At 69.1% G+C, this 19,697-nt stretch carries 23 protein-coding genes; 11 read left to right on the top strand and 12 right to left on the bottom strand.

Annotation, left to right across the window (positions count from 1 at the left end; translation table 11 throughout):
• Positions 1-12 precede the first annotated feature (12 nt).
• Positions 13-1,128 (top strand): alpha/beta hydrolase family protein, encoded by a 1,116-nt coding sequence (locus B0F77_RS13745; protein ID WP_086663263.1) that lies wholly within the window; start codon positions 13-15, stop codon positions 1,126-1,128.
• Positions 1,129-1,170: 42 nt separating this feature from the next.
• Positions 1,171-2,058 (top strand): class A beta-lactamase, encoded by an 888-nt coding sequence (gene bla / locus B0F77_RS13740; protein ID WP_086663262.1) that lies wholly within the window; start codon positions 1,171-1,173, stop codon positions 2,056-2,058.
• Here the strand turns inward: bla and B0F77_RS13735 are convergent.
• Together B0F77_RS13735 and B0F77_RS13730 are read right to left on the bottom strand one after the other, a co-directional pair.
• Positions 2,051-2,452: an ATP-binding protein gene (locus B0F77_RS13735; RefSeq protein ID WP_143466710.1), complete on the bottom strand. Its 402-nt coding sequence runs from the start codon at positions 2,450-2,452 to the stop codon at positions 2,051-2,053. The genes bla and B0F77_RS13735 overlap by 8 nt on opposite strands.
• 82 nt (positions 2,453-2,534) lie before the next feature.
• Entirely contained in the window at positions 2,535-2,930 is a 396-nt protein-coding gene (locus B0F77_RS13730; RefSeq protein WP_086663260.1) for an ATP-binding protein, read from the bottom strand.
• A 136-nt stretch (positions 2,931-3,066) separates the two neighbouring features.
• Here B0F77_RS13730 and B0F77_RS13725 point away from each other — a divergent pair, with 136 nt between their 5' ends.
• Genes B0F77_RS13725 through B0F77_RS13715 form a run of 3 tightly spaced genes read left to right on the top strand, consistent with a single transcriptional unit; the run spans position 3,067 to position 5,316 of the window.
• On the top strand, positions 3,067-4,242 hold the full coding sequence (locus B0F77_RS13725; RefSeq protein WP_086663259.1) for an MFS transporter: 1,176 nt from the start codon (positions 3,067-3,069) through the stop codon (positions 4,240-4,242).
• A complete protein-coding gene (locus tag B0F77_RS13720) occupies positions 4,239-4,739 on the top strand; it encodes a 2'-5' RNA ligase family protein (protein ID WP_086663258.1) in 501 nt (166 codons plus the stop codon). Before B0F77_RS13725 ends, B0F77_RS13720 begins: the two co-directional genes overlap by 4 nt.
• 25 nt (positions 4,740-4,764) lie before the next feature.
• Positions 4,765-5,316 (top strand): copper resistance CopC family protein, encoded by a 552-nt coding sequence (locus tag B0F77_RS13715; RefSeq protein WP_158102683.1) that lies wholly within the window; start codon positions 4,765-4,767, stop codon positions 5,314-5,316.
• On the opposite strand, the gene B0F77_RS13710 is transcribed toward B0F77_RS13715, so the two are convergent.
• Both B0F77_RS13710 and B0F77_RS13705 read right to left on the bottom strand, forming a co-directional pair.
• Complete coding sequence (locus B0F77_RS13710) at positions 5,215-6,435, bottom strand: RNA polymerase sigma factor (protein ID WP_086663256.1); 1,221 nt, start codon at positions 6,433-6,435, stop codon at positions 5,215-5,217. The genes B0F77_RS13715 and B0F77_RS13710 overlap by 102 nt on opposite strands.
• A complete protein-coding gene (locus tag B0F77_RS13705; protein ID WP_086663255.1) occupies positions 6,435-6,794 on the bottom strand; it encodes a YciI family protein in 360 nt (119 codons plus the stop codon). The genes B0F77_RS13710 and B0F77_RS13705 overlap by 1 nt, the downstream gene beginning before the upstream one ends.
• A 59-nt stretch (positions 6,795-6,853) precedes the next feature.
• On the opposite strand from B0F77_RS13705, the gene B0F77_RS13700 reads away from it, so the two are divergent.
• Positions 6,854-9,088, top strand: coding sequence for a PEP/pyruvate-binding domain-containing protein (locus B0F77_RS13700; protein ID WP_086663254.1), 2,235 nt, complete (start codon positions 6,854-6,856; stop codon positions 9,086-9,088).
• 55 nt (positions 9,089-9,143) lie between these two features.
• Here B0F77_RS13700 and B0F77_RS13695 read toward each other — a convergent pair whose 3' ends face one another.
• The 3 genes from B0F77_RS13695 to B0F77_RS13685 form a co-directional block, all read right to left on the bottom strand.
• A complete protein-coding gene (locus tag B0F77_RS13695) occupies positions 9,144-9,419 on the bottom strand; it encodes an HPF/RaiA family ribosome-associated protein (RefSeq protein ID WP_086663253.1) in 276 nt (91 codons plus the stop codon).
• A gap of 118 nt (positions 9,420-9,537) precedes the next feature.
• The gene (locus B0F77_RS13690) at positions 9,538-10,014 is read right to left on the bottom strand and encodes a redoxin domain-containing protein (protein ID WP_086663252.1); all 477 of its coding nucleotides are present in this window, start codon (positions 10,012-10,014) and stop codon (positions 9,538-9,540) included.
• A 7-nt stretch (positions 10,015-10,021) separates the two neighbouring features.
• A complete protein-coding gene (locus B0F77_RS13685) occupies positions 10,022-10,813 on the bottom strand; it encodes a cytochrome c biogenesis CcdA family protein (RefSeq protein WP_245848092.1) in 792 nt (263 codons plus the stop codon).
• Between the two features lie 23 nt (positions 10,814-10,836).
• Between B0F77_RS13685 and B0F77_RS13680 the strand changes: the two genes are divergently transcribed.
• A complete protein-coding gene (locus B0F77_RS13680) occupies positions 10,837-11,484 on the top strand; it encodes a DedA family protein (protein WP_086663251.1) in 648 nt (215 codons plus the stop codon).
• A 356-nt stretch (positions 11,485-11,840) separates the two neighbouring features.
• Positions 11,841-12,296 carry a lytic polysaccharide monooxygenase auxiliary activity family 9 protein gene (locus tag B0F77_RS13675; RefSeq protein WP_483868447.1) on the top strand — a complete coding sequence of 152 codons (456 nt, stop codon included), beginning with the start codon at positions 11,841-11,843 and terminating at the stop codon, positions 12,294-12,296.
• A gap of 7 nt (positions 12,297-12,303) precedes the next feature.
• On the opposite strand, the gene B0F77_RS13670 is transcribed toward B0F77_RS13675, so the two are convergent.
• Genes B0F77_RS13670 through B0F77_RS13650 form a run of 5 tightly spaced genes read right to left on the bottom strand, consistent with a single transcriptional unit; the run spans position 12,304 to position 16,850 of the window.
• The gene (locus B0F77_RS13670; RefSeq protein WP_086663249.1) at positions 12,304-12,708 is read right to left on the bottom strand and encodes a DnaJ family domain-containing protein; all 405 of its coding nucleotides are present in this window, start codon (positions 12,706-12,708) and stop codon (positions 12,304-12,306) included.
• Entirely contained in the window at positions 12,705-13,622 is a 918-nt protein-coding gene (gene pip, locus B0F77_RS13665; protein ID WP_086663248.1) for a prolyl aminopeptidase, read from the bottom strand. The genes B0F77_RS13670 and pip overlap by 4 nt, the downstream gene beginning before the upstream one ends.
• 14 nt (positions 13,623-13,636) lie before the next feature.
• A complete protein-coding gene (locus tag B0F77_RS13660) occupies positions 13,637-14,602 on the bottom strand; it encodes a hypothetical protein (protein WP_086663247.1) in 966 nt (321 codons plus the stop codon).
• 51 nt (positions 14,603-14,653) lie between these two features.
• Positions 14,654-15,853: an MFS transporter gene (locus tag B0F77_RS13655; RefSeq protein WP_211293776.1), complete on the bottom strand. Its 1,200-nt coding sequence runs from the start codon at positions 15,851-15,853 to the stop codon at positions 14,654-14,656.
• A gap of 4 nt (positions 15,854-15,857) precedes the next feature.
• Positions 15,858-16,850, bottom strand: a complete 993-nt coding sequence (locus B0F77_RS13650) for an ABC transporter substrate-binding protein (RefSeq protein ID WP_086663245.1) — start codon at positions 16,848-16,850, stop codon at positions 15,858-15,860.
• A gap of 79 nt (positions 16,851-16,929) precedes the next feature.
• On the opposite strand from B0F77_RS13650, the gene B0F77_RS47850 reads away from it, so the two are divergent.
• From B0F77_RS47850 to B0F77_RS13635, 3 genes are all read left to right on the top strand, one after another.
• Positions 16,930-17,277: a hypothetical protein gene (locus B0F77_RS47850; protein WP_086663244.1), complete on the top strand. Its 348-nt coding sequence runs from the start codon at positions 16,930-16,932 to the stop codon at positions 17,275-17,277.
• A gap of 100 nt (positions 17,278-17,377) precedes the next feature.
• Positions 17,378-18,445: a PLP-dependent cysteine synthase family protein gene (locus tag B0F77_RS13640; protein WP_245848090.1), complete on the top strand. Its 1,068-nt coding sequence runs from the start codon at positions 17,378-17,380 to the stop codon at positions 18,443-18,445.
• The gene (locus B0F77_RS13635; protein ID WP_245848087.1) at positions 18,442-19,626 is read left to right on the top strand and encodes an MFS transporter; all 1,185 of its coding nucleotides are present in this window, start codon (positions 18,442-18,444) and stop codon (positions 19,624-19,626) included. The genes B0F77_RS13640 and B0F77_RS13635 overlap by 4 nt, the downstream gene beginning before the upstream one ends.
• Positions 19,627-19,697: the final 71 nt, after the last annotated feature.

Raw genomic sequence — 19,697 nt, 5'->3', positions numbered from 1 at the left:
GGTAGATCAACAATGCAGCTCTTGCTGGCGGCCGCCCTGACGGCCTCCACCCTGGTGTCACCGCAGCTCAGCGGCCCGCTACCGGTCGGCACGTTCGACGCTCACCTCGTCGATCCGGCGCGCCTCGACCCGTTCCGGCCGGCGAAGAACCGGGAACTGATGGTCACCGTCAGCTACCCGGCCCAGCGCCGGGGCAGGCAGGCTCCGTGGCTCGGTCCGGGCCTCGCGGCCGCCGCCGACCCGATCATCTCCAGCCCGGCGTTCCTGGACGTTCCCGCCGGGACGGTCGACTGGTCCGGGACACTCCGGCAGGCCAGGGTGGACGCTGTGCCGATCAGGGCCAGATGGCCGGTTGTGCTGTTCTCACCGGGACTCCAGGGGCCGCGCGAGTTCTACGCCACGGCCGCCGACGACCTGGCCAGTCGTGGCTACGTCGTGGTGACCGTGAGCCACACGCACGAGGCGCTGGCCGTGGAGTTCCCCGGCAACCGCGTCGAGTACGGCGTGATCGACGGCAGCCCGGAAACGATGAAGAAGGTCATCGACACACGGGTCGCCGACCTGCGGTTCGTGCTCGACCAGCTCCCCAGCCTGCACAAGTGGGTGGACACGAGCCGGGTCGGGATCGCCGGGCACTCCGCCGGTGGTTACACGGCGGGCGAGACGATGGTGCGCGACCGCAGGTTCGACGCGGGCATCAACATCGACGGCGCGATGGAGCACACCGGCGACGGCGGTACCTACGCGCCCGGCGAGGTCGTCACGAAGGGGCTCGACCGGCCGTTCCTGCTGTTCGGCGGCGATCTCGGTGAACGCGAGCTGTCGCACGTCGACACGAGCCTGACCAGGACGTGGGCCGACTTCTGGCCGAACCAGCGCGGGTGGAAGCGGGACGTCCACCTGGACGACGGGGCGCACTACGGGTTCAGCGACCTGCAGTGGTCGGTGCCGCAGATCGCCGGGGTGACACCGCAACGCCGCCAGGGTCTCATTGGGACGATCAACCCGCGGGACGCGTTGAAGGCCCAACGAGATTACGTGGGCGCGTTCTTCGACCTGCACCTCAAGCATCGCGGGACCACGTTGTTCGACCGGCCGCGCCATCCGGGGATCCGGCTGGTGGGCTGATCAGCGATACGACGCGTCCAGGAGATCAAATAACGTGAGAACGTGACCGCTCGACGCACTGTGCTCAGGACCTTCGCCCTGCTCCCCCTCGCCGGCTGCGCTGCCGCACCAGCGCCGACGACGGCTCCACCTGCGACGCCCACCACCAGCGCGGCGCCCGTCAAGCACGAGGCGCTGTTCGAGCTGGAGAAGAAGTTCGACGCACGCCTGGGCGTCTACGCGGCCGGCGTGGGCACGATCGAACACCGGGCCGACGAGCGGTTCGCGTTCTGCTCGACGTTCAAGGGCCTGGCCGCGGCGGCTGTGCTGCACCGCAACCCGATGACGCACCTGGACACCGTCGTCACCTACACCCAGGCCGACCTGATGGACAGCTCGAAGATCACCAGCCGGCACGTCCAGACCGGCATGAAGCTCCGCGACCTGTGCGACGCCGCCGTGCGCTACAGCGACGGCACCGCCGGCAACCTGCTGCTGCGCGAGGTCGGCGGTCCCGCGGAACTCACCAGGTACCTGCGCGAACTCGGCGACAACGAGACGCGGATGGACCGCATCGAGCCCGACATCACCTCGGCCACGCCCGGCGATCCGCACGACACCGCCACGCCGCGCTCGCTCGGCACGGACTACCAGCGGCTCGTGCTCGGCGACGCCCTCGAACCGGAGAAGCGCGACTTCCTCAGGGACCTGCTGGAACGCTCGGTCACCGGCGCGAAGCGGATCCGGGCGGGCGTGCCGCAGGGCAGCAGGGTCGCGAGCAAGACCGGCACCGGCGACTACGGCACGGCCAACGACATCGCCGTCGTCTGGCCGCCCAGCCGGGAACCGATCCTGATCGCGATCATGTCCAGCAGGTCTTCCGCGGACGCCAAATACGATGAGGCACTCATCGCCGAGGCCACCGCCTACGTGGCCAAGACCCTCATCTGACCGAGGACACGTCTGCCCACACCGTCTTCACGTCGGGGTACCGGTAATGCCCCCACACCTGTGCCAGTCCGTTGACCAGCAACAACCCGCGCTGACGTCGTCCGAGGAACCCCATCCGGCCCAGCTGCGGGAACCGCCCGGGCGTTCCGTCGTCGACTTCCACCCGCACGACCTCACGTTCAGGCAAGCGAAGAATGCGGACACGGCGTGGTGGCGCGCCGTGGTGGTAGGCGTTGCTCACGAGTTCCGTGGCCACCACCATCACATCGACGACGACGTTCTCATGCATCCCCAGCAGAAGTCGGCGCACCTCCGCTCGCACGTTCGCGAGCGGCATGTTCCCCTCCGGTAGGACGAGGTCCAGTCGTTCGCTGGACCGTCCTGCAATACCCATCAGCATCTCCCCGCGCCCTGTTCATTCAAGGCAGGAGGATCCGTACCCAGGCGCGCGCAGATCGAAACCCACCGAACTGGAATCACGGGAACCTCGGCAGATCGGCCCACACCACGGTGCCGCCGTGCGCGCGGTCCACACCCCACCGATCGGACAGCCTGGCGACCAGGACCAGGCCATATCCGCGTTGCGGCCGGGAGACCTTCCGCAACGGTGGGTGGGCGCGGGCGTCGTGCTCGATCTCGACGCGGATCTTGGACTTCTCCACGACGACGCGCAGGAACGACGGCTCGGACGTGTAGCGGTAGGCGTTGCTGACGAGTTCGTTCACCACCAGCAGCACGTCGGCCACGCTGTCGGCGTTCTCCCTCATCAGCTCCAGCCGCACCCAACGCCGGACCGCCGCGAGCGACGGCCGCTGCCTGCCCAGGGGCAGATGAGCCGGCTCACCCGTCGTCGCTGCCTGGTCGTGGGCCAAACCGCTCCTCTGGTTCCCGTGTGCTCCAGCAGTTGATCAGTTCGGGGCCGGGTTACCCAACTGCATCGGTCACCAAACCAACTGTTCAGTTGACTGAACTACCCTCATCGCGCTGTCACTCAAGGGGGGAAATCGCGTGCCCAGATCGTTGCTGCCCTTACTGCTCGCCGCGCTGGGGATGTTCCTGACCCAGCACCTGATCGTCCCAGCGCTCACCCCGCTGTCCACCGAGGCCGGCCTCTCGCCGACGCGGCTGAGTCTCGTGATCACGGTCAGCTCCGCGGCGCTCGCCCTGTCGAGCCCGCTCTGGGGCTGGGCGCTCGACTCCATCGGGTTGCGGGCGGTGCTGATCGCCGGGCTCGCCCTGAGCGTGCTCGGGCTGGCCGGGTTCGCCGCGGCCGTGACGTTCGGTCTGGACGAGACGCTGAACCCCGACCTGTCCTTCGCGTTCGTGGTGGTATTCCGCGGCGTGCTGGTGGGCGCCGGGCTCGCTGTGTTCGCCGTCGCGGCACTCGCCGTCGCGGGCACCACGACGGTCGCGGAAGGGGATCGCACGCGTGCCGTCGGCCTGGTCTGGGCGGTGCAGGGACTGGCGGCGTTGATCGGACCGCCGATCGGTGGCCTGCTCGTGTTCCTCTCGCTGCTGCTGCCGCTCTACCTCGCGCCCGTGATCGCGCTGCTGGTCGCCGTCGTGGTTCTCATCGCCGTCAAGCCTGTCGAACGTCCGCGGCACACGGTCCCCACACGGCCGTGGGAGCTGTTGCCCGCCTTCGGAGTCGGGTTCCTGATGTACCTGGCGTTCGCACTCTCCCAGGCCGTGATCACGTTGCTCGTCAAAGCACGGTTGGAGATGAGCACCAACCTGTTCGCGATCAGCGGGATCATGCTGCTCTCCGCCCTCGGACTCGTCGTGACGCAGGGTGTGGTCGTGCCGCTGCTGAGGTGGTCTGCCGCCCGGTTGATGCGCACCGGTGCCCCGATCGCGCTGGCGGGCTACGCGATCCTGGCGGTCAGCCAGTCGCTGTGGCTGGCGGCCATGGCGTTCCTGCTGGTGGCTGTCGGCCTCGGGCTCGCGGTGACCGGGTTCGCCGCGGCGGCCTCGCTCGGCGTCGGACCACGGCACCAGGGCCTGGTCGCCGGTCTCGTCTGTGCCGCGGCCGGACTCGCCGTCCTCGCCGGGACGATGCTGAGCGGCCTGCTGTACGACCTGGCACCGATCGCGCCGGTGATCGCCGCGGGCGTGGCCACCGCTGTCGCGTGGGTGTTGTCGTTGCCCCAACTCACGTCGCGTGTCCCAGAATCAGTGGCGTGAGGCTGTCCGTCGCGATCTGGCCACCACCCTCGGTGGTCGAAGTGCTCGGCGCGCTGGACCGGGCGCCGGGCATCGCGTGGTCGTCGCCCGCCCAGTGGCTGATCAAGGTGCGGCCGCTGGGCACGGTCTCCGAACGGGTCGTGCCGGATCTGGTCGAGGCGCTCACCGAGGAGTTGGACGGCGCGCCGGCGACCCGGTGCGTCCTCGGGCCGAGGACGCGGCCGCTCTCCGGGTGGATCAGCGTTCCGGTGGCCGGGCTGGACGAGCTGGGAGCCGTCGTGTTCGAGGCGACCGCGCCGGTCGTGCCGGTCACGCATCCCCAGCCGTTCCAGGCGTTCGTGGTGCTCGCGCGCGGCCGGGTGCCCGCAGGGCAGGCAGGTCAGCCGATCAGCGCGTCCTGGGTCGCCGACCGGATCGCGCTGGTGGCGGACCGGAGCTCACCTGGCCGGCCGCGGTTCGAGGACCTGGCGAGCTTCGCGCTGGAACACCCGGCGTGAACCCCGTACCACTACGCTGCGGCCGGTGAGGCGTTTCTTCAGCGTGCTCGTGCTGGCACTGTTCGCCGCGACGGCCCTGGCCGTCCCCGCGCAGGCCCACGCCGAGCTCAAGAGCAGCAACCCGGCGTCCGGCGCGACCCTCGACGCCCTCCCCCAGCAGGTCGAGCTGACGTTCAGCGACATCATCAGCCTGCCGGACGGCGACGCGATCACGATCACGGGACCGGACGGCGCCAAGTGGCCGATCACGCAGTCGGCGGTCGTCGGCAAGACGATCACGGCGAAGTTCGACACCGCCGCGGCCAAGACCGGGCCGCACACGCTCTCGTGGAGGGCGCAGTCCGACGACGGTGACCTCGTCCAGGGCACCTTCACCTTCACCATGAACATCGCCACGCCGACGTCCGCCTCGGAACCGCCACCTTCGTCGGTGACGATGAGCGCGCCGGTGTCCAACGCGCCCACCAGCACGTCCTCAGCGTCCGGTGGTGTCCCGGCCTGGCTGTGGATCGTCGTCGCGCTGATCGTGCTCGTCGGCGTGATCCTGCTGGTCCGCCGCCGCAAGCCGGCCGCGTAGCAGCTCGCGCTCGGCCGGGTGTTCCGCCCGCTCGAGCGCGGCCTCCAGTGCGGACGTCGGGTCCTGGCCGAGGCGTTGCAACAGATCCGCGCGCACGGCGTGGAACAGGTGGTAGCGGTCCAGGTCGAGCGCGTCGACCTCACTCAGTGCCTTCTGCGGACCGTCGGTCTCGGCGACCGCCACGGCGCGATGCAGTGCCACGACCGGACTCGGCGTGAACGCCAGTAGTTGGTCGTACAGCGCCACGACCTGATGCCAGTCGGTCGGCGGATCGCTGTGCACGGCGTTGATGGCGGCCTGGATCTGATAGGGACCGGGCCGGTTCCAGCGCAGGCACCGGCGCACGATGTCCTGGCCCTCGGCGACGAGGGCCGCGTCCCACCGCGACCGGTCCTGGTCCGCGAGCAGGACGATCTCGCCGTCGCGCAGCCGGGCTTCCCGGCGGGACGCGACGAGCAGCATCAACGCGAGCAGCCCCCACACCTCGGGTTCGTCCGGCATGAGCTGGGCCAGCACCCGCCCGAGCCGGATCGCCTCCGTCTCCAGCTCCGCCTTGTCCAGGTAGCCCTCGTTGAAGATCAGGTAGACGACCGCGAGCACGGCCTTCAGGCGTGCGGGCAGGTCGGCGTCGCGCGGCACCCGGTACGGGACGCGGGCCGCGCGGATCTTGCCCTTCGCTCGCACGATCCGTTGCGCCATCGTCGGTTCCGGCACCAGGAACGCCCTGGCGATCTCCGCCGTCGTGAGGCCGCCGAGGAGCTTGAGGGTGAGCGCGACCTGGGCCGGCAGCGCGAGCGACGGGTGGCAGCAGGTGAAGATCAGCCGCAGCCGGTCGTCGGGCACGTCCCCCACCTCCTCCGGTTCGTGCTGGAGCAACGCGGCCTGCGCGTGCTTCTCGTGGCCTCTGGTCTCGCGGCGCAGCCTGTCGATCGCGCGGTTGCGGGCGGTCGTGATGATCCAGCCCGCGGGTGCCGGCGGGACGCCCTTGACCGGCCACTGCTCGGCGGCCGTGGTGAAGGCGTCCTGCACCGCCTCCTCGGCGAGGTCGAGGTCGCCGAGGACGCGGGTCAGGACGGACACCGCGCGGCCGTACTGCGCGCGGAAGATCTCCTCGATCATCAGGACGCGATCGGCCTGACCTCGATCGACAACGGGCTGAGCACGGTCGCGAGCCTGCGGCCCCACTCCAGCGCCTCGTCCAGGTCGGCGGCCTGGATGATCGTGAACCCGCCGATGTGCTCCTTGCCCTCCGTGAACGGCCCGTCGGTCATCAGCACGTCGTCGTCCTTGGTCCTGAGCACGGTCGCGGTCGACGGCGGGTGCAGGCCGACGGCGAACACCCACGCGCCCTTGGCCCGCATCTCCTCGTTCAGGGTCTGCAGGTTCTCCATGATCGGGTCGAGGACCTCGGGCGGAGGGGCGTCACCGTCGGGCTGGTAGATGCTGAGCAGGTACTGCTGTGTCGTTTCCTGGGGCATGGTGGACTCCTTTCGCCCTTTGTACGAACGGCGGCGGCGGGTTTCGACACTATGGCGACATGGTCTCCTTGATCCTCCCGCTCGACGACCCGGCCGCCGACCTGGCCGCGGTCGGTGGCAAGGGCGCCTCGCTGGCGAGGCTCGTCCGGGCCGGGCTGCCGGTGCCCGCCGGGTTCCACCTCACCACCCGCGCCTACCGCGAGCGGTCGATGGAGGGCGTGCTGGAGGCGTTCCGCGCGCTGGGCGGGCCGGTGGCGGTGCGGTCGTCGGCCACCGCCGAGGACCTGCCCGACCTGTCGTTCGCGGGCCAGCACGACACGGTGCTCGACGTCGGCGAGAGCGGGCTGTTCGACGCGGTCCTGCAGTGCTGGGATTCGCTGCGGTCCGAGCGGGCCGTCGCCTATCGCGCGCGCAACGGGATCGAGTCCGCCGAGATGGCGGTGGTCGTGCAACGGATGGTGCCCGCCGACGTGTCCGGTGTGCTGTTCACGGCGGATCCGGTGACCGGGCGGCCGGAACCGGTGATCAACGCGGTGCGCGGGCTCGGTGAGGCACTGGTCAGCGGCGAGGCGGACCCGGCGGAACTCCTCACGGCTGAGCAAAAGGCTTCGCTGGTCGCGTTGGGCGCACGGATCGAAGCGCTGTTCGGGACGCCGATGGACGTCGAGTGGGCGCTGGCCGGCGGCGAGTTCTGGATCCTGCAGGCGCGGCCGATCACGTCGTTGCGGGTCGAGTGGAACGACTCGCTCGACGGCGACTACCTGTGGTCCAACGGCAACGTCGGCGAGGCGATCCCCGAGGTGATGACGCCGGTGACGTGGTCGCTGGTGCGCGTGCTGTCGAGCATGGCGATCGGGCCGCACCGGATCTCCGGCAACATCGGCGGCCGCTTCTACCTGAACATCAGCACCTACACCGCGCTGGGCACGGCCATCGGGAAGGCCGACGAGATGCTGCGCTCGGGCGAGGAGACGTTCGGGCGCATCCCGGCCGGCGTGACCGTGCCGCCGCTGCCGATGTCCCGTCTCGCGATCCTGGGTGCGGTGCTGCGCGGTGCGGGCGGGCCGCTGAAGCAGCAGATCCTCTACCGGACGCGGCTGCCGCAGTTGGTCCGCGACAACCCCGCACGGTGCGCCGCCGCTCGTGACGCGATCGCGGGATGTTCCTCGCCTGGCGCGTTGCTCGACCTGTGGCGGCGCGATCTCGACCAGCTGCTGCGGTTCGTCTGCCCGATCCTGGACGCGGGCGCGCGCATGATCGCGGGCGGACCGGCGGCGTTCCGGCGCAGGCTTGTCGTGCTGGTCGGCGAGGAGGACGCGGGCACGTTGCTGACCGGGTTCCACGACGGCGCTGGGCTCGCCAGCCTGGGTCCGCTGGTCGGGCTCGCGCGGTTGCGGTCAGGGGAGATCGACCGGGACACCTTCGCCCGGACGTGGGGACATCGGTCCGCCGGCGAGTTCGAGCTCTACTCGCCACGGCCGGCGGAGGATCCGGAGTGGATCTCCCGGCAGCTGGAGACGCTGGCCGATCCCGAGGCGATGCTCGCGCGCCAGGCCTCGCTGCGGGCCGAGGCGTGGGATCGCCTGGTGGCACGGCATCCCGCGGCAGCGCCGAAGATCCGCAAGCAGCTCGACCGGATCGGGGCGGGCGCGCGGGCGCGGGAGCAGGCCCGGTCGGAGATGGTGCGGGCGTTCTGGGTGATGCGGGCGTTCGTGCTGCGGGCCGGGGAGCTGACGTCGTCCGGTGACGACCTGTTCTTCCTGCCGATCGACGACGTGCTGCGCGTTTTGGGCGGCGAGACCTCGTTGCTGGACCGCGTGCATGCGCAACGCACGGCGTATGAGCGCTATCGCGCGTTGCCGCCCTATCCGGCGGTGATCCGCGGACGGTTCGATCCGGAGTCCTGGGCGGCGTCACCGGACCGGCGAGCTGATCTCTACGACGCTTCGACGGACGTGCCGATGCCGTCGGACGTCACCGGGTTCCCCGGTTCGGCGGGTGTGGTGGAGGGTGTCGCGCGGGTGCTGGCACGGGTCGAGGACGGCGAATCGTTGCTGGACGGCGAAGTTCTCGTGACCACGGTGACGAACATCGGCTGGACGCCGTTGTTCACCCGTGTCCGCGCTGTCGTGACCGATGTCGGCGCACCTCTCTCGCACGCGGCGATCGTCGCGCGGGAGCTCGGGATCCCGGCCGTGGTGGGCTGTGGGAACGCCACGACCCGGATCGCCACGGGAGACGTCGTCGTGGTCGACGGCGCGCGGGGGATCGTGAAGAAGGTCGCCCGGAAATGAGGGTGCCTAACACACCACCCGTCCGCCGCCGAGTGGTGGGTTCAGTTCACCGAGGTCAGTTGTGCATCGAGACGAGCTGTCTGCGCATGCGTTCGCGCAGCAGATCGATCACCTCGGTCACGGTGTCGGCCTCCGCGTACGCCTGCACCTCGACCCACTTGAGGTCGAGCCGGGCGTGTGCGTGGATCACGGACTTGTCCGAAGTCAGGTTGATCCACGCGAAGTCGACGCGGTCGGGTGCGTAGCGGTCCAGCGAGCCGATGCGAGCCGACGCGTAGTCCCTGGCCTGCTCGGGAATGGCCTCCGCGAGCGAAACCTGGATGTAGTCCATCGAGACCTGCCTCCTCAGGGCAACGCGGCATGGCCACGTGGCCGGTTCGACGATACGAATTCGAGCGCGACGCCGAACCAGGCGTTGGTCCCGACAGCCCAGGGACTTTGTCCTGCGTTTAATTCTTTGGTGTCAAAGCGGATACGCGTTGGTCGAGCTGTTCCGCGGTGGGTGCGCCGGTGAGAAGTTCCACCGAACCGTCACTCTTGACGAACGCGAAAGTGGGTTGCGCGGTCACGCCGAACCGCTTCCACACGGACCCGTCGAGATCCGCCAGGTGCGGGAAACCTGTCATCTCGTGGTCGGCCACGAACTTCTTCATCGCGTCCAGCTGGTCCTGCGCCGCGACGCCGACGAACTGAACCTTGTCGTGGTGCTTGGCCGTCTCCGCGACGGTCTTCGCCTCGGCGTTGCACGACGGGCACCAGGGCGTCCAGAACCACAGCACGGCCGGCTGACCCACGAGCTTGTCGCCGCGGAACTCCGCGCCCTCCAGGGTCTTGGCGGTGAACTGGAACTTCTCCGGGGGCGGCGCCTTCTCACCACAACCAGCGAGCAGCAGCACGACCCCCAGCAGGACTCCGAGCAAGCGCATCGGCGCCTCACCTCCTGTCCGGGCGTACGGCCTTGCGCCTCCTCCGGTTCAGCCACCACGCCCCCACTCCGGCCAGGACGATCACGAACGGCCACGGCCCGAGCGCCGTCATGATCTGCACGAGCGTGTTCTGGAACCGTCCGGCACCCTGCACGACCGGGTCGATCGCACTGCCGTTGGCGAGGAACAGCCGTAGCTCGTACACGCCGTAGTACGTCACATACGCGCCGACGGCTATCAGAACCACACCGCCGATACGGCCGACGTGTGGGAGGAGCTTGCGAATCTGCGGTGCGAGCGCCGAACCCGCCACGGCCAGTGCCGTGACAACGAGTCCCATACCGAATGCATAGGCCAGGAACGCAATTCCACCGGTCTGCAGCGATGCACCGACCACGGCGAGAAACGGGCCGATCGCGCACGAGAGAGAGGCGATGGCGAACGCGAGGCCGTAGCCGTACATCGACCACAGGCTCTTCGGCGCGGCCTGCAGCTTCGGCAGTCTCAGGTAGAGGTCCTTGCCGATCACCAGCAGGAGGCCGACGACGATCATCCCCGCGCCGATCACGACCGTCACGAACGGCAGATAGCGCTTGAGCGTGGTGGCCAGCGGGGTGACGAGGAGGCCGAACAGTCCGAAAAAGGTGACGAATCCGAAGGTCATCACCAAACCGGACATAAAGGCTCTCGTCAGATTGTCGCGTGCCACCAGCGCCAGATAGCCGGGCAGCAGCGCGAATCCGCACGGGTTGACCGTGGCGACCATTCCCGCGACGACCGCGAGTGCGAGCTCGTTCACGACCGCGACGGTAGTGTTGTCGCGTGCCGATCCAACAGTGGCTCGAAGCCATTCCTCCTCTGCTTGTGTACGTCATCGTCGGCCTGGTGATCGGCATCGAGTCGCTCGGCATCCCCCTACCCGGCGAGATCGTGCTGGTCACGGCCTCGTTGCTGGCGTCGCAGCACGCCGACCTGAGCCCGTTGTGGATCGGCGTGTGGGCGAGCGCGGGCGCCATCATCGGCGACAACTTCGGCTACCTCATCGGCCGCCGCGGCGGGCCCCGCCTGTTCGCATGGATGGGCCGCAAATTCCCCAAGCACTTCGGCGAAACACAGCTGGAGCACGCCCGCCGGGTGTTCCAGAAACGCGGCGCCTGGGCGGTGTTCTTCGGCCGGTTCGTGGCCCTGCTGCGCATTCTCGCCGGGCCCCTGGCCGGTTCGCTGCACATGAACTACGGCAAGTTCCTGATCGCGAACGCGCTCGGCGGCGTGGTGTGGGCCGGCGGCACGGCGGCGGCCGTCTACTACCTCGGCGTGGTGGCCGAGAAGTGGCTGAAGGGCTTCTCCTACGCCGGTCTGGCGATCGCCGTGGTCTTCGGCGTGGTCGGCATGTTCGTGGTGAAGCGCCGGTTGGCTCGTGCGGCGGAAAAGCTCGACGAGCCGGCCGAAGAAGAGGTCACGCCCGCCTAGCCCGGTCCGCGATCGGCTTGGTCATCGACCCGGCCCAGTAGTCACTCTGCGTCGACAGTCACTCTGCGTCGACCGGATCCCGGTCCGCGTCCCGGTCCAGGGGGCGCGGCGGGAGCCTTGTGCCGTGGTCGCGGCACTAGTTTCGGTGCTGCACAAAGCTGAGCGGTCGTCGCTTACCCGACCGATCTGTCAGCCACGTCTTGTGGCCTGCCGGTTACGCGCGGTATGGTCTAGACCTTCAACCGCCGCCGCGATGTACGCACGCCCAAGCACATCAAGGCAAAGGACGTCACATGAAAACTGGACGCAGGGTTGCGGCTGCCATGGCCGGCGTTCTCGCTGCACCGTTACTCGTCGTGGCACTCCCGACCGGCACGGCGTTCGCACACGGCTACGTGTCCTCGCCTGCCAGCCGCCAGGCGCAATGTGCCAGCAAGGCTGTCTCGGACTGCGGGGCCATCCAGTGGGAGCCGCAGTCGGTCGAGGGCCCGAAGGGCCTGCGCAGCTGCCACGCCAACCTGTCGCAGTTCTCCGTGCTCAGCAACGAAAACAAGGGGTGGAAGGTCTCGAACGTGAGCCGCACGGCCACGTTCAACTGGACCTTCACCGCGCGCCACCGCACTCGTGACTACGAGTACTTCGTCGACGGCCGCAAGGTCGCGACGTTCAGCGGCAACAACCAGCAGCCGCCGGCCACCGTGCAGCACAAGGTCAACCTGGGGTCGGCCGGACGCCACAAGGTGCTCGCCATCTGGAACATCGGCGACACCGCGAACGCCTTCTACTCCTGCATCGACGTCAACGCGAGCTGAACCGGCACTAGCGGCGTGAGGTCCCCTTCCGCTCACGCAGCAACTGCTCGACGTCGAACGGCATCAGGTTCAACGGCGGACCGGACAACGGTTTGCGCAGGGCGTCGAGGATCTCCGCGTTGATCTCCTCGATGATCGCGCGCGCCTCGGCGTCGGCCGGGGCCGCCAGGGCACGGGCCCTGGCGGTCTCGGCCCGCCTGCGCAGGACCAGGGAAGGGGGCAACCCTGCACTGCCCTCTTCCTCCCGGACCTTCTTCTTGATCCACCAGTCTTCTTCGAGCGGCTCACCCGCGCCGGGCAACGGTTTTCCGGCGCTCGGCAGGTCGTCGAACTCACCGCGTTCCTGGGCTTCGCGGATCTGCTTGTCGATCCACGACTCGAAGCCCATACCGGGCGGCTTCCGTTGTGTCACCGGGAAAACCTCCTGACCGCGGACTCCATCGCCGCCGCGAACGCGGGGCTGCCCTTGTGGCCGCTGTCGTCCACGAGGGTCAGCTCGGCGTCCGGCCACGCCTGTGCCAACGCGTAGGCCGTGTCCGCCGGGCAGCTCAGGTCCCGGCGGCCGTGGATCAGCGCGCCCGGGATGCCCGCGAGCTTGCCGGCATCGCTCAGCAGATCGCCGACGAAACCCAGGTTCGCGTAATAGTGCGCGATGATCCGCACTAGAGCGATCACGTCGTCCGATGCCCTGTCGCTGAACAGGTTCGGCCGGCCGTGGTCCTCCAGTGACAGCACGGTGTCCTCCCACCGGCACCACTCGACGGCGGCCCGCTCCCGCACCGCGCGATCCGGATTCTCCATCACCTCGGCGTACGCGCGCACGACGTCCGGCGCGTTCCCCACGTGCGCGCTGAACCTCTCCCAGGCCTCCGGAAAGAACCGGGAAACGCCCTTGTAGAGCCAATCCAGTTCACGGGCGGACGACAGGGTGACCGACATGAGGATCATCTCGGAGACGCGCTGCGGGTGCCGCAGCGCGTAGGCGACACCGAGCGTGACGCCCCAGGAACCACCGCACACCAGCCACTTCTCGAGGCCTAGGTGCTCGCGGAGCTTCTCCATGTCGGCGATCAGGTGCTCGGTCGTGTTGAGGCTCATGTCCACGGCCGGATCGCTCGCGTGCGGCACGCTCTTGCCACAGCCGCGCTGGTGGAAGATCACCAGCCGGAACTTCTCGGTGTCGAGCACCCGGCGCGCACCGTTCGACGGAGCACCGGGCCCGCCGTGGAGGAACACGGCAGGCTTGCCGTCCGGGTTCCCGACGACCTCCCAGTAGACCTGGTTGCCGTCGCCGACGTCGAGCATGCCGTGTTCGTTGGGCTCCATGATCTTCAGACTAGTTAAATTTGCAGCGGTTTCCAGGTGACACCGGCGTCATCGGACCGGTAGATCTCGGCGAACTCCTGGCCGGGGCCGCCGCGCACCAGCGTGGCGTGCCGCGCGTCGGAGAACGCCAGGTCCTCGAACGGCGGCCCGCCGAGGGTGAGCGGCGTGTCCCACTTCTCGCCGGGACCGCGGTGCACGAACGACCAGTCGCGTCCGGTCGCGGCCACGAGCGCCGCCTCCGGCGACACCGCGAAGCCCGTGGTGATGCCCTCCCGTGGCGGCACGCTCACGGTCGTGAACGGCCCGCCGTCGGACTTGCGCAGCTCCTTCGTCATGTTCCCGAAGCCGGGGTCGAAACTGCACAACGCGAACCGGCTCGTGCCGACCGTGCCGAGCCGGGTGGCCGAGAACTCCGTGCACGGCGCGGGTTCCTCCATCCACCCCGCCGGTGACCGCGTCCAGTACCGGTTCTCCACGCCGAACGTCGCCAGCGAGACCTGGCCGTTCGCGATGTCGCCGAACGCCTGGCCCTTCACCTCGATGCCCGGCACCGGCTGCCACGGGCCGGTCCACAGCTCGCGGTGGAACAACCGCGAGGACGCGCCGTCGTAGATCACCGCGAGGAACCCGGAGTTGTCGAACCCCAGTGCCCCAACGGTTCCCTTGATCCCGGACGGTTCCCAGCGGGTGCCGCCGTTGCTGGTGACGAACAGCTGTTCGCCGTCGGTCACCATGCCTGCGGCGTCGTTCGCGAACCGCACCCGCAGCCGGTCGGTCTCCGGCACGGACAGGGCCGGCGTCTTCACCCGAGTCCACGAGGCCCCGCCGTCGAACGTGCGGACGAGCTGCGGGCATTTCGCGATCGGGCACAACGTGTCGAGCCCCAGCACCCAGCCGCGATCAGCGGACACCCACGACGTCGACGCGGGCACGACCCCCGTCGCGGCGTGTGCGACGGACGTGACGCCACCGGCTAACAACAGTGATATCGCAAGAACAGCAATGCGTTTCCCCCACATCGCCTTCTCCCCTCAAGAGGCTGATTCCCACTCAACACCTCTTTCGGGTGAAGCGGCAACCACCCACACCGCCACCAAAACGCCCGCGCCGCCGGTGAGGACGAAGGTCAGCTCGGGCCCGACGACGTCCAGCAGCAGACCACCGCCGATGTAGCCGATCGCAGCCGCCACGCCGATCCCGCCGTAGAAGTTGCCGAAGACCCTGCCCACCTTGTCGGGCGGTGCCAGCCGCTGGATGAGCGTGCTGTGCGCGACGTCCATCGCCGCGATCCCGAGCCCGCGCACCGTCTGCACGGCGAACGCCGCCGCCACGCCCCAGGCGAACCCGGTCAGCAGGTTGCCGGCGCTGCTGACCACGAAACCCGTCACGAGCAACGCGACCATGCCGATCCTGGTCGCTCCCCTGGCGAGCAACGCGAACCCGGCCAGCAGACCAATGCCCACCGCGGCGAGGAGAACTCCGGCCGCGCTGTCCGTGGTGTGGAACGAGTCCTTGGCGAGCTGGATGATCGCGACGTCGTCGATCGCGGTGCACGCGACGACACCGCAGAAGCCGAGGAAGATGATCCGCAACGCCCGCCCGCGCCAGATCGCGCCGAGCCCCTCTTTCACGTCCGTGAACACCGACTCACCCGGTTCCGCCGGCACGATCAGTTTCGGCAGCCGCAACAGCAACAGCGCCGACACACCGAACGACACCGCGTCCACCAGCAGCACGCCGCGGGTGCTCATGAACTGCAGGAGCCCCGCGGCGAGCAGCGGCCCGACGACGTCCGCGCTGTTGGATCCGAAGCCCAGCACCGTGTTCGCCCGCGGGAGGTCCTTTTCCGCGACCAGGCTCGGCACGGCCGCGCGGGAGGCCGGGACGAAGATCTGCCCGAGCATCGCGCGCACGCCGACCAGCACGAGCAGCACCGGCAACGGCGGCAGCGTGAACGCGATGACCGCCAGCAGCGCGCACTGGGCGACCTCGCAGGCGATCATCACCGTGCGCCGGTCGAACCGGTCGCTGATGAGCCCGGTGACCGGGCTCATCAGCGACGGAGCGAAGTCGCCGACCAGCAGCAGCGCGGCCACCGCGATCGCTTTCCCCGCAACCGACTGCACGTGCAGCATCAGCGTGACCAGGCTGAGCGCGTCCCCCACGACGGAAACGACCCGTGCGGTGCTGAGCACGCGCAACGGGCCGTTCTCTTTCAGAAGCGTCAGCACCCGGTCATCGTGCCAACACTTGTTCGAGCTGGTCAGCCAATTTATTCATGATCTTGCTGTACGAGGAGAAGCTCAGCGGGGCCACCGCGTTCCACTCGACGAACCGGTTGGCCTGCACGGCGGGCAGTGCCTGGAAGACCGGGTGGCCCTCCTTCATCTTCTCCGGGTTGAGCACGTGCGCGCGGGTGTCCCACATGATCACGTGTTCCTTGTACGTGCCGGAGTTCTCCCACGACAGCGACTGGAAGTAGCCGCCACCCTCGGTGTCGGGCTGGTCCGGCGTCAGCAGCGGCAGGCCGAGTTCCTTGACGTACCAGTCGAGATCAGGGTTGCGGGCCGGCACCGCCACGTAGAACAGCTTCGGGTCCGCGCCGACGACCTGGATCTTCTGGTTCGCGGCCGTCATCTTCTTGCCGATGGCCCTGAGCCGGTCGGCCGCCTTGGTGAACGCCTCCTCGTCGGCCTTCACCTGAGCCGACTCGGTGTCGGCGCCGAGCGATTCGGCGAGCTCGCGGAAGCGCTTGATCCCGTCCGGCAGCTGGATCTTGGACTGGCCGATGCCGACGGTCGGGGCGACCTTGAGCACCTTCTCCTCGAACTCGGCGGTGAGGTGCCAGAGCCCGGTGACCTCCGGGTAGTAGCCCGCGACGACCAGGTCGGCGTTCAGCGCGGCGAACTTCTCGAAGTCGATCTCGCCGTAGCCGGGACCGGTGATGTCGGTGACCTGGCTCGGGTCGATGCTGCCGGCCTCGGGATCGGTACTGCCGTCGGGACGCTTCAACGGGCCGAACGTGCCGACAACGTTGACACCGTAGTCCTTGAGCGCCCCGGCGGCGGACACCTGCGCGACCACGCGTTCCGGCCGCTTGGGCGCGGTGACCTCCTTGCCGCGGTCGTCCTTGAACGACCACTGGCCGCCCTGCTGCTCCGCGGGAGCGTTCCCGCCACACCCGGCCACCAGGCCGAGCAGCAGAACCGCGGCGACTGTCCTGCGCACCTGTCCACCTCCTGAGTTTAGGCTTACCTAACCTAGCAAGAGGCTTTACAAGATCCGCCACACCGGTAGGTTGGTAACCGTGCGGAACCAACTGACGACAGCGCGTCGCTTCGCCGTCGTCGTCGCACTGATGCTGATCGCGGTGTTCGTGCTCCACCCGGCCTGCCCGCCGGAGCCCGCCCACCACGGCGCGTTCACGCCGGGCATCTCCGGGGAGTTCTGCCACCACGGCGACACCCACCACCTGGCGGCCGCCGCGCCGGCCCAGGCCGCCGTTCAGACCGGCGCGGCCTCCATCGCCCTGCCGGACGCGGACCTCGTGCCCGCCGCACGTCCCGCCGCCACGGCCCAGTCGTGTCCGTGGCGCGCCGAGCCTTCGCGCTCGGGGCGCACATTGCTGCTCGACCTCGGCATCTCCCGGACGTAGGCCGCCCGTTTCGCGTGCCGTGGCAGGGCTTTCGCGGGTCCTGCCGCGCTGACGCGCGCTCTCGCACCGGCCTATGACCATATTCTTCCGAGGGACTCCCATGTCTGTTCCCGTGCTCGATCGCAACACGCCCGCGGGCATCGTCGGCAACACGCCCGTGCTGTGGATCGACGAACTCTCACGCACGTCCTCGTCCGGCTTCTGGGCCAAGCTCGAAAGCGCCAACCCCGGCGGTGGCATGAAGGACCGCGCCGCCCTGCACATGATCGGCCGCGCGCTCGAACGCGGCGATCTCCTTCCCGGCGGCCACGTCGTCGAGTCGACCAGCGGCACGCTCGGCCTCGGGCTGGCGCTCGCCGGAGTCGTGCACGACATCCCCGTCACCCTGGTGACCGATCCCGGTCTCGAACCGATCATCCGGCGGATGCTGCGCGCCTACGGGGCCACCGTGGACCTCGTGGACCGTCCTCATCCGACCGGGGGCTGGCAGGAGGCACGCCGCGAGCGCGTGGCGGCGCTGCTCTCGACGTTGCCCGGCGGGTACTGCCCGGACCAGTACAACAACCCGGACAACGTGGCCGGCTACGCGCCTCTCGCGCACGAACTCGCCGCGCAGCTCGGACAGGTCGACGTGCTGGTGTGCGCGGTGGGCACCGGCGGTCACTCGGCCGGGGTCGCTTCGGTGCTGCGCACGCACTTCCCGTCGTTGCGGCTGGTCGGGGTCGACACGATCGGGTCGACGATCTTCGGCCAGCCGGCGCGGACGCGGCTGATGCGCGGGCTCGGGTCGAGCATCTTCCCGCGCAACGTCGACTACCCGGCGTTCGACCAGGTGCACTGGGTCAACCCGGGCGAGGCGGTGTGGGCGTGCCGGACGCTCGCCGCACGGCACTACGCGAGCGGTGGCTGGAGTGTCGGCGCCGTCGCCCTGGTCGCGTCCTGGCTGGCGCGGACCTCTCCTGCGGGCACGCGGATCGCCGCGGTGTTCCCGGACGGGCCACAGCGGTACTTCGACACGGTGTTCAGCGACGAGTACTGCGCCTCGCACGGCTTGCTGGACGTGGTTCCGGCTCCTGACCCGTTGGAGATCTCTTCGCTGGGAGAGCGCGAAGTGCTGTCGTGGACCATGTGCCGGTCCGTTGTGGACCCTCTGGGGGTGACGGCGTGATCACGCAGTTCCGTTCGTTCGACCGCAGCGTGCAGTTGTTGCTGCTCAACCAGTTCAGCATCAACGTGGGCTTCTACATGTTGATGCCGTACCTCGCCTCGCACCTGTCGGTGACGCTGGCGTTGGCGGGCTGGGCCGTCGGACTTGTGCTGGGCGTGAGGAACTTCGCACAGCAGGGCATGTTCCTGATCGGCGGCACGCTGGCGGATCGCCTGGGGTACAAGCCGTTGATCGTGGCGGGCTGTGCGTTGCGGACCGGCGGGTTCGCGTTGCTCGGGCTCGTCGACGGGTTGCCGGCGCTGGTGATCGCGTCGGCCGCGACCGGGTTCGCCGGGGCCCTGTTCAACCCGGCCGTGCGCGCCTACGTGGCCGCCGATGCCGGCCCGCGGCGGGTGGAGGCGTTCGCGTTGTTCAACGTCTTCTACCAGACCGGGATCCTGGTGGGACCGTTGATCGGGCTCGCGCTGACCGCAGTGGACTTCCGGCTGACTTGTCTGGTCGCTGCACTCGTGTTCCTCGTGCTGACCGTGTTGCAGTGGCGGTCGCTGCCTGCGCGGGCGGGGTCGGTCTCGGGGAACTCGGTGGCGGCGGACTGGCGGGTCGTCGCGGGAAATCGGCGGTTCGTGCTGTTCGCGCTGGCGATGACCGGGTCGTACGTGCTGTCGTTCCAGGTCTACCTGGCGCTGCCACTGGCCTCGGGGTCGACCGTGCTGACGGCCACGCTGTTCGCCGTGTCGGGCGTGCTGGCGGTGCTCGGCCAGATGCGCGTGACCGCGTGGGTGCGAGCACGCTTCGGGCCGGACCGGTCGCTGGCGGTCGGGATGGCGGTGCTCGGCCTGGCCTTCTTACCCGCGGTGTTCGGGGGCTGGACCGGGTTGCTGTTGTGCGCGGCGTTGCTCGCGCTGGGAACGATGGTGGTGTTCCCGTTCGAGATGGACAAGATCGTCTCGCTGTCGGATGACCGGCTCGTGGCCACGCACTACGGCCTCTACAACACGGTCGTGGGCGTCGGGATCCTGCTCGGCAATCTGCTCACCGGAATCGCGTTCGACGCCGCTGCGCGCGCGGGTGTGCCATGGGTGCCTTGGCTCGCTCTCACGGCCGTGGGGCTCGGGTGCGCGTGGGCGTTGCAGAAGCTGGCGTCCCGTGCCGATGCGGACCTCGCTGGTTCGACGAGGTAGCAGACAGGATTTCCGGATCGGAGGGACACCATGATCGCCACCGCATGACCGCCCCCGCCCGGTGATCGCGC

The organism is Lentzea kentuckyensis (assembly GCF_002150765.1).
GTDB lineage: Bacteria > Actinomycetota > Actinomycetes > Mycobacteriales > Pseudonocardiaceae > Lentzea > Lentzea kentuckyensis.
Note: the sequence above shows the minus strand (reverse complement) of the source record. Positions and strands in the feature narration are given on the sequence as shown.

What these genes read in the sequence shown, in the direction of transcription:
- B0F77_RS13745 (WP_086663263.1), top strand. Translation starts at nt 13, where the DNA reads ATGCAGCTCTTGCTGGCGGCCGCCCTGACGGCCTCCACCCTGGTGTCA.
- B0F77_RS13735 (WP_143466710.1), bottom strand. Translation starts at nt 2,452, where the DNA reads ATGGGTATTGCAGGACGGTCCAGCGAACGACTGGACCTCGTCCTACCG.
- B0F77_RS13710 (WP_086663256.1), bottom strand. Translation starts at nt 6,435, where the DNA reads ATGATCGAGGAGATCTTCCGCGCGCAGTACGGCCGCGCGGTGTCCGTC.
- B0F77_RS13705 (WP_086663255.1), bottom strand. Translation starts at nt 6,794, where the DNA reads ATGCCCCAGGAAACGACACAGCAGTACCTGCTCAGCATCTACCAGCCC.
- B0F77_RS13700 (WP_086663254.1), top strand. Translation starts at nt 6,854, where the DNA reads ATGGTCTCCTTGATCCTCCCGCTCGACGACCCGGCCGCCGACCTGGCC.
- B0F77_RS13695 (WP_086663253.1), bottom strand. Translation starts at nt 9,419, where the DNA reads ATGGACTACATCCAGGTTTCGCTCGCGGAGGCCATTCCCGAGCAGGCC.
- B0F77_RS13690 (WP_086663252.1), bottom strand. Translation starts at nt 10,014, where the DNA reads ATGCGCTTGCTCGGAGTCCTGCTGGGGGTCGTGCTGCTGCTCGCTGGT.
- pip (WP_086663248.1), bottom strand. Translation starts at nt 13,622, where the DNA reads ATGGAGCCCAACGAACACGGCATGCTCGACGTCGGCGACGGCAACCAG.
- B0F77_RS13640 (WP_245848090.1), top strand. Translation starts at nt 17,378, where the DNA reads ATGTCTGTTCCCGTGCTCGATCGCAACACGCCCGCGGGCATCGTCGGC.